This is a genomic window from Actinomycetospora lutea, assembly GCF_028737205.1.
Classification (GTDB): domain Bacteria; phylum Actinomycetota; class Actinomycetes; order Mycobacteriales; family Pseudonocardiaceae; genus Actinomycetospora; species Actinomycetospora lutea.
In genome coordinates this window covers 124,431-132,716 of record NZ_JAQZAL010000021.1, presented here as the reverse complement: position 1 = coordinate 132,716, position 8,286 = coordinate 124,431, and the positions used below count along the sequence as shown (strand labels likewise).

General features: G+C 75.2%; 6 protein-coding genes. 1 reads left to right on the top strand and 5 read right to left on the bottom strand.

Annotated elements, in window-relative coordinates; genetic code table 11:
* Positions 1-47 precede the first annotated feature (47 nt).
* Positions 48-914, bottom strand: coding sequence for a DUF72 domain-containing protein (locus tag PHK61_RS22160; RefSeq protein WP_274283182.1), 867 nt, complete (start codon positions 912-914; stop codon positions 48-50).
* Positions 915-917: 3 nt separating this feature from the next.
* Positions 918-2,765 (bottom strand): acyl-CoA dehydrogenase, encoded by a 1,848-nt coding sequence (locus tag PHK61_RS22155; RefSeq protein ID WP_274283181.1) that lies wholly within the window; start codon positions 2,763-2,765, stop codon positions 918-920.
* 154 nt (positions 2,766-2,919) lie between these two features.
* Here PHK61_RS22155 and PHK61_RS22150 point away from each other — a divergent pair, with 154 nt between their 5' ends.
* Positions 2,920-5,397 carry an FUSC family protein gene (locus tag PHK61_RS22150; RefSeq protein ID WP_274283180.1) on the top strand — a complete coding sequence of 826 codons (2,478 nt, stop codon included), beginning with the start codon at positions 2,920-2,922 and terminating at the stop codon, positions 5,395-5,397.
* On the opposite strand, the gene PHK61_RS22145 is transcribed toward PHK61_RS22150, so the two are convergent.
* From PHK61_RS22145 to PHK61_RS22135, 3 genes are all read right to left on the bottom strand, one after another.
* Positions 5,340-6,644 carry a D-arabinono-1,4-lactone oxidase gene (locus tag PHK61_RS22145; protein WP_274283179.1) on the bottom strand — a complete coding sequence of 435 codons (1,305 nt, stop codon included), beginning with the start codon at positions 6,642-6,644 and terminating at the stop codon, positions 5,340-5,342. The genes PHK61_RS22150 and PHK61_RS22145 overlap by 58 nt on opposite strands.
* A gap of 110 nt (positions 6,645-6,754) precedes the next feature.
* Positions 6,755-7,336: a DoxX family protein gene (locus PHK61_RS22140; RefSeq protein WP_274283178.1), complete on the bottom strand. Its 582-nt coding sequence runs from the start codon at positions 7,334-7,336 to the stop codon at positions 6,755-6,757.
* A 180-nt stretch (positions 7,337-7,516) separates the two neighbouring features.
* Positions 7,517-8,092: a hypothetical protein gene (locus tag PHK61_RS22135; RefSeq protein ID WP_274283177.1), complete on the bottom strand. Its 576-nt coding sequence runs from the start codon at positions 8,090-8,092 to the stop codon at positions 7,517-7,519.
* Between the last annotated feature and the right edge of the window lie 194 nt (positions 8,093-8,286).

Genomic DNA, 8,286 nt, shown 5'->3' with positions numbered 1-8,286 from the left:
GGCCAGCATGCTCGCCGACATCACGCTCAAGATTCAGGAGACACGCCCTAGGTGCAACGCTCCCGCAGGCCTATCGCGTCGAACGGGGCATGCACCTTGATGTCGTTGTCGAAGTAGACGACGATGTCGCGGCCGCTCGGCGCGGGCGGCGGCGGGTCGTCGGGCGCGACGGTGTCCTCCGAGACCGGCGCGTCGCCGCGCGCCCACGCGAGCACGAGCGCGGCCCAGCGGTCGAGCGAGGCGGCGGTGTAGCCGCTGGCGTAGAGCTCGGTGTCGCCGTGCAGGCGGACGTAGACCAGGTCGGCGGTCACGTCGTCGAGGCGCGGGAAGGTGCCCGCGGTGTCCGACACGACGAGCGCCACCCCGTGGCGGCGCAGCTGGGCGACGAACCCGGGGTCGCGGTACGTCGCGTGCCGGACCTCCATCGCGTGCCGCAGCGGACGGTCCTCGTCCGCCGTCGTACACGGGTCCTTGACCTTGTCCGAGTGGCCGGCGGCCAGGGCCGCCGCCTCGCCGGTCGTGCGCGGCAGCAGGCGCAGGAAGTCCTCGATCCGCTCGGCGTCGTAGCCGAGGTTCGGCGGGAGCTGCCAGAGCACCGGGCCCAGCTTGCCGCCGAGGGCGAGCGGGCCGGAGGCGAAGAAGTTCGCGAGCCCCTCCTCGACGCCCCGCAGCTTCTTCATGTGCGTGACGAAGCGGCCGCCCTTGACGGCGAACACGAAGTCGTCGGGCGTGCGCTCCGCCCACGTGCGGTAGCTCGAGGCTCGCTGGAGCGAGTAGAAGGAGCCGTTGATCTCGACGGTGTCGAGACGTTCGGCGAGATAGGTCAGCTCACGACGCTGGACCAGGCCCTCCGGGTAGAACACCCGCCGCCAGGGCGGGTAGATCCACCCGGAGGTCCCGATCCGTACGGCCATGCGTCAGAAGGCTGCCACGTCCAGCTCCATGATCGAGTTCTCGGCGCCCTCGATGATGGCGCGGCGCGAGGAGAGCTCGGGCAGGACGTTGCGAGCGAAGAACCGCGCCACGGCGATCTTGCCCTCGTAGAACGCCCGGTCGCGACCCGCGGTGCCGGCGTCCAGCACCTGGCCGGCCACCTCGGCCTGCCGCAGCAGCAGCCAGCCGATGAGCATGTCGCCGACGCTCAGCAGGAAGCGCACCGCGTGCTGGCCGACCTTGTAGAGGTTGGTGACCTCCTCCTGCGACGAGGTCAGGAAGCCGACCATCGCCCCCAGGGACGCCTGGACGTCGCCCAGGGCGGTGGCGAGGAGCGCCCGCTCCTCCTTGAGCCGGCCGTTCCCGCCCTCGGCGTCGAGGAACGCCTGGACCTGGCCGGCGACGTGCATGAGCGCCTGGCCGTTGTCCCGGACGATCTTGCGGAAGAAGAAGTCCTGCGCCTGGATCGCCGTGGTGCCCTCGTACAGCGAGTCGATCTTGGCGTCGCGGATGTACTGCTCGAGCGGGTAGTCCTGCAGGTAGCCCGAGCCGCCGAGGGTCTGCAGCGCCTGGATGAGCTGCTCGGACGCGCGCTCCGACCCGACGCCCTTGACGATCGGCAGCAGCAGGTCGTTGACCTTCTCCGCGAGCGCGATCTCCTCGGGGGAGACGGCCTCGGGCGCCTCGCCGAAACGGATGACGTCCTGGTAGGTCGACGTGAACGTGTACACCGCGCGCAGGCCCTCGGCGTAGGCCTTCTGCGTCATGAGGCTGCGGCGCACGTCGGGGTGGTTGGTGATCGGGACGCGCGGGGCGGTCTTGTCGGTCTGCTTGGTGAGGTCGGCGCCCTGGACGCGCTCCTTCGCGTACTCGAGCGCGCGCAGGTAGCCCGTCGACAGGGTGCCGATGGCCTTGGTGCCGACCATCATCCGCGCGTACTCGATGACCTGGAACATCTGCGCGATGCCGTCGTGCACCTCGCCGAGCAGCCAGCCGATGGCCGGCGTGTCGGTCGCCCCGAGCGTCAGCTCGCAGGTGGCCGAGGCGTTGAGGCCCATCTTGTGCTCGACGTTGGTGACGTAGGCACCGTTGCGCTCGCCCGGCTCGCCGGTGGTGTCGTCGAAGTGGAACTTGGGCACGAGGAACAGCGAGAGGCCCTTGGTGCCGGCCTTCGCGCCCTCGGGGCGGGCGAGCACCAGGTGCATGATGTTCTCGTGGAGGTCGCCGGAGTCGCCTGAGGTGATGAAGCGCTTGACGCCCTCGATCGACCAGGTGCCGTCGCCGTTGTCGCGGGCCTTGGTGCGCCCGGCGCCCACGTCGGAGCCCGCGTCAGGCTCGGTGAGCACCATCGTGGCACCCCAGCCGCGGTCGACCATGAGCTGCGCCCAGCGCTTCTGCTGCTCGGTGCCGTTGCGGTAGACCACCGAGGCGAAGTTCGGGCCCGCCATGTACATGAACACCGGGGCGTTGGCGCCGAGGATCATCTCGCCGGCCGACCACTGCACCGAGGGCGGGACGCCCATGCCGCCGATGGCGTTGTCGGCCGAGAGCCGCCACCACTCGCCGTCCCACAGCGCCCGGTAGGACTTCTTGATGCCCTCGTCGAGGTGGGCGGTGCCGGTCGCCGGGTCGAAGCGCACGGGGTTGCGGTCGCCCGACTCGTACGAGTCCGCCAGCGGCCCCTCGGCCATCGACGCGACCTCGCCCAGCAGGGCGCGCGCGGTCTCCTCGTCGGCGTCGGCGAACGGGCCGGACCCGAACCGGTCCTGGACCCGGAAGACCTCGAAGAGGTTGAACTCGATGTCGCGGACGTTCGCCCGGTAGTGGCCCATCCCGCCTCGCTCCTCACCACGTGGTGGTCGGCCAGTGGTTCTACCGACCGGTAACCCCACACTATTACCCGCAGGTAACCGCTGTCGAGATCGGTCCGGGCACCGTCGACCGTGCGAGACTCCCCGACGACCGACCGTGGTGAGGGAGGAGAAGGTGAGGGGGCGGCGTTCAGGACGGTCCCTCGACCTCCGCACGTGGCTCGCCGGCGTCGACCCGGGTCTGACGCGCCTGCGCCTGGCCTCCATCGCCGTCGCGGCGATGGTCCTCGCGGTCGGGGCGGTCGCGACCGTGCGCGGGCTGCTGGCGCCCGCCGAGCCCGTCACCGTCCTGCTCTTCGCGGGCGTGCTGGCGATGGTCTCCAACCTCGCGGTCACCGAGCCCGACCTGCCCCGACGGCGGGTCACCACCGCGCTCATGATCCTGCCCGCGGCCGCGAGCACGGTGGCCGGCGCGTTCGTCGCGCCCTACCGCGTCCCCGCCGCGGCGGCGTTCGTCGCGGTGATGGTGACCGCGGTGTGGGTGCGCCGGTACGGCCCCCGCGGGTTCGCGCTCGGCATGGCGGGCTTCATGCCCTTCTTCTTCACCCAGTTCCTCCAGGTGGCGCCCGCGCAGGTGCCGTGGCTGCTGGTCGCCGTGGTGGTCGGGATCTCCTCGACCCTGCTGCTGCGCGGGGTCGTGTTCGCCGAGCGCCCGGCCCGCACGCTGCGCCGGATGGTCACCGCGTTCCGGGCGCGGGCCCACGCCCTGGTCGGGGCCACCGACACCGTGCTCGCCGGCATCGGGAGCGGCGGCCCCGACGAGCGCGACCTCGAGACGCTGCGCCGCACCCGGGCCCGCCTGCAGGAGGTGTCGCTGCTGGTCGAGGACGCCCTCGAGCAGACCACCGCCGGGCGCGTCTGGCCCGGACTCGAGGACGACACGCTCGCCCTGCGCGTCGCCGACGCCGAGCTCGCGCTCGAGCGCCTCTCCGTCGTCACCCGGCGCCTGGCCCTGCCCCAGGACGGGGACCCGCCGGAGCCGATCGACCCGGTGGTGGTGGCGGCGCTGCGCACCGGGCTGCGGCACCTGCAGACCGCGCTGACCGCCGGGCAGGAGCACCTGGCGATCCTCGAGGCCGCCAACGACGCCCGCGCCGCCGTGGCCGGGCTCGTCGCCGACACCCGGCCCGGCCGCGAACGCGTCCAGCGCACCGCCTTCGCCGTGCGGCGGGTCGCCGACGCGATCCACCACGCCCAGGTCGACGCCCCGTCGCGGCGTCCCGACGGGGGCGCCCCCCGCGCCCCGTCACTGCCTCCCCCGCCACCGGCCGGCGGCGCACCCGCGCCCGACGCGCTCGCCCACCGGGCGGCCTCCGCCGACCCGCCCACCGACCTGCCGCCCGACGAGCGTCCGGGCCCGGCGTCCGACCGCCCCGAGGACGACGACGTGCGCCGGGAGACGGAGCGATCGGACGAGCACGCCGACGGGGGAGCTCGACCCACGGACCGGGAGACCGACCCGGCCGCGGCCGTGGAACCCGGCGGGATCGCCCTCTCCACCCGGCAGGCCGTCCAGGTCGGTGTCGCGGCGGCCCTGGCGATCGTCGTCGGCGAGCTCATCGCGCCGTCGCGCTGGTACTGGGCGGTGATCACGGCGTTCGTCGTCTTCGCGGGCACCAACAGCCGCGGCGACCTGCTCTCCCGCGGCTGGGGCCGGGTGCTGGGCACGGTCGGCGGCGTCGTCGCCGGGATGGGGCTCGCGGCCCTCGTCGGCGGCAACACGCTGCTCTCGCTGCTGCTCCTGTTCGTCTGCGTCTTCCTCGCGCTCTACCTGGTGCGGGTCTCGCCCTCGATGCTCGCCTTCTGGATCACCGCGGTGCTGGCGCTGGTCTACGGGCTCATCGGGCAGTTCAGCGTGCAGACGCTGGTGCTGCGGATCGAGGAGACCGCGATCGGGGCCGCGGCCGCGGTGGTCGCGGCTTTCCTCGTCCTGCCGCGCGGCACCCGCGCGGCCTTCGGCGAGGCCGTCGGCGACGTCGTCGACGCCATGGACCGGGTGCTGGCCGAGGCGATCGACCGGCTGGTGGGCCGCCGGCCCGGCACGCCGCCCCGGGAGGGTGTGCGGGCCATGGACGACGCGCTGGCCACCCTGCGCCAGCGCGCCCAGACCCTCGCCGCGCCCTTCGCCCGCCGCCGCGCGCGGTCGAGCTACCAGCGCGGGCTGCGGGTGCTCGTCGTGTGCGACGTCTACGCGCGCTCGCTGGCCCGCACCGCCGACCAGGTCGCCGACCCCGCCTGGGCGGCGACGCTGGACCCGGCGGCCGCGCGGGTGCGGGCCAACCTCGACGGGCTGCGCGACGTGCTGGTCCGCGGCCGGCGGGCCTCCGACGGTGGACGGGTGCGGGCCATCTCCGCCGAGCGTCTCGTCGACGCCGCCGAGGAGCACGCCGCGCGGACCGAGGACCCGCACCGCCGCACGACGATGCTGACCGCCGCTCGCCTGCTGCGCCGCATCGACCAGGCCGTGGTCGGGCTCGCCGTCGACCTGGGGGCCGCGGAGGACACCGACGGCACCGACGGCACAGCCGGCGAGGGTCAGGCGCCGAGCACCGCGTCCAGCGCGGGCGTGGCGAACACCCGGTCGGGGTCGTAGTCGTCGCGGACCCGGCGGAAGTCGGGCAGGCGGGGATAGGCCGCGACGGTGTCCTCGACGGTCCAGTCCGAACGCGACGCCCAGTGCGGGCGGCCGCCGTGGTCGCGCAGCACGCGCCAGGCGCGCTCGAGGACCGGGCCGTGGTCGATGCCGCGCGGGACGCGCACCGCCACCCAGCCCGTCGCCCGGTCGTGGGCGGGGTGCAGCCAGCCGGTCTCCGGGGGCCCGACCCGCAGGCGGACCGGGAGCCCGACCTCGAGGTGGTCGTCGGCCAGCGTCGCGAGCAGCTCGCGGGTCCCCGCGGCCATGGCGGCGCGGGGCAGCGCCCACTCGGTCTGCTCGAAGCGGACCGCGGGCGGGCTCGAGAGCACCCGGTGCATCGGGCCGGTCGCGCTGACGGTGCGGGCGAGCCGGGAGACCGCGCGGTTGAAGCGGGGCACGAGACGCGGGAGCGCGCGCTCGACGAGCGTCGCGCCGCCGAGCGCGGTCCGCCCCGTCGCCCCGGCGACGGTGACCCCGACGGTGCGCTCCGGCTCGTCCTCGTCGTCCCCGGTGTCGTCGTCGGTGGCGTGCTCGGGGCGGGGCTCGAGCCAGCGGGTCAGGGCCGTGCTCGCGGAGGGGAACACCGCGGCCTCCACGACGGGGTGCGCCGACCAGAAGTCGGACTCGAGCACCTCCTCCACGGGGCGCGGCTCGCGCGTCACCCGGACCCGGCCCGCGGGCACCACCGCGAGCTCGGCCTCCAGCACCACGCCCAGGGCGCCGAGCGAGGTCCGGGCGGCGTCGAGGTCGGCGGCGGCGACGTCGCGCAGGCGCCCGCGGCCGTCGACGAGGCGCAGGCCCACGACCGCGGCGGACAGCGAACCGACCGCCGGCCCGCTGCCGTGCATGCCGACCGCCAGCGCCCCGCCGACGGTGGGGGCGGCGAGCTCGAGCGGCGCGGCGAGCGCGAGCCCGCGGTCGGCGAGCTCGTCGTGGAGCCGGGCGAGCGTCGTGCCGGCGCGGACGCGCACGGTGGGGCCGCCGCGCCGGCCGCCGACGCCGGTGATGCCGCTGAAGGCGGAGAGGTCGACGTGCACGCCGTCGGTGACGGCGAGGGCGCTGAAGGAGTGCCCGGACCCGACCGGGCGGACGGCCTGGCCGCGCTCGGCGGCCCGGCGCACCACGGCGGAGACGCCGCTGTCGTCGAGCGGGCGCACCGTCGCCGTCGGCCGGCACTCCTGGCCGCCGGACCAGTTCGTCCACACGGCCGCCACCCTAGGGGCTCATGCCGGCCGGGGAGCGCAGCGAGGCGGGGCCGGACCGGTGCAGGGGCCGCCGCCCGCGGCGGCGGCCCCGTGCCGGTCCTCGGGCGGGGTCAGGACGCGATCGCGCCGATCGCGACGTCGACGCCGTCGATGACGTTCTTGCGGACCTTGTCGCCGGCCTCGCGGAGCTTGTCGCCCGCGTCGTCGGAGTGCCCGGTCAGCTCGCCGGAGAGCTTGTCGGCGCGCTTCGCGAGCTTGCGGGCGGCGCGGCGGCCGCGCCAGCCCAGCGACGGCTTCCCGCCGGTGTCCACCGCGGCGAGCACCAGCCCGCCGAGGATGCTGACGTTCTTGAGGAACTGCTGCTGGTCGGCCTGCTTCTCCGCCGGGTCCGACTTCTCCCAGAACGGGTGACCCGCGACCGTGGTCGGGACGAGGGTCGCGGCCAGCGCCAGCGACGCCAGCCGGGGGAACCTGTTGATCGCCAGCAGCGACCCGGCCGCGATCTTCACGCCGGCGTCGATCTTGACCAGCTGGTGCGGCTCCGACGGGACCTGCTCCGGCAGGCTCGGCGCGGCCTTCTCCAGCAGCGGCGTGGCCTTCTGGATGCGCGGTTCGGGGTTGAGCAGGGTGTCGACCCCGCCCTTGATGAAGATGGCGGCCAGCATGGGCCGGGCGAGACGACGGACGATCACGGAAGCGACCTCCACGGGGCGCGACGGACGGCTCGGGTGCGGCGCCGGGACGGGCTCGGCGCCCGACGGGGCCGCGCGGAGGCCGCAGCATAGCCCCGCAGCACCTCGCACGGACCGGTCGCCCGGAGCGCCGGGTCGCCCCGGCAGGGCGACCCGACCCGTCGGTACCCGTCGCGGGCGTCAGCGACGCAGGGCGTGCCGCCCGCCGCGGATCTCCTCGCGCCAGGCGTGCCGGCCGCCCTCGGCGCCCGCCTCGTCGGCGCGGGGACGGCGGCGACGCTCGGCGCGGCGGCGCAGCTCGTCCTCGGGGGACTCCTCCGGGGAGCTCGAGCCGCCGAGCGCGGGCGGCGGGACCGTGGGGACCTCGGCCAGGCCGCCGCGGCGGCGTCCGGAGGCGTCCTGCACCGGCAGGGGGCCGGAGCCGGGGTGCGGCTCGGGCACCGCGAGCGCGTCCCGGTCGCGGTAGGCGCGCCGGGGACGCGATCGGTCCTCGGTCAGCTCGTGGAAGATCGGGGTCGGCTCCGCCCCGGCGGTCCCGAGGCTCGCCAGGGCCCGGTCACCGCCCGCCCGCACCTCGCGCCGCCGCGCGACCGGTGCCACCGGGGACTCCGGGCGCCGCAGCGCCCCGATCCCGGCGCCCGGACGCTCCAGCGGCGAGGGCTCGTCCCACACCCACGTGCCGTAGGCATCCAGCCGCCACCCGCCCGACCCGGAACGCGCTTCCCCGGACGCCGGCTCGTCTCGCCACACCCACACGATCTCTCGACCTCCCCGACTGCTGATCGTTCAGCCCGTCCTCGTGCACCGCCGAACGGCGCAACGACATCGAGCGTCTGGCCTCTGCAACGGCAGGAGCGCGCCGAGACTTGGGGGGCGGATCGGCACGGATTCGCGGTGACACGGCCTTTCGCCCGCGACACGCCGACGGATCCCCCGGGCGTGTGTCACCC

Bases quoted from the DNA above. Each gene is read 5' to 3' on its own strand.
- PHK61_RS22160 (WP_274283182.1), bottom strand. From the start codon at position 914: ATGGCCGTACGGATCGGGACCTCCGGGTGGATCTACCCGCCCTGGCGG.
- PHK61_RS22155 (WP_274283181.1), bottom strand. From the start codon at position 2,765: ATGGGCCACTACCGGGCGAACGTCCGCGACATCGAGTTCAACCTCTTC.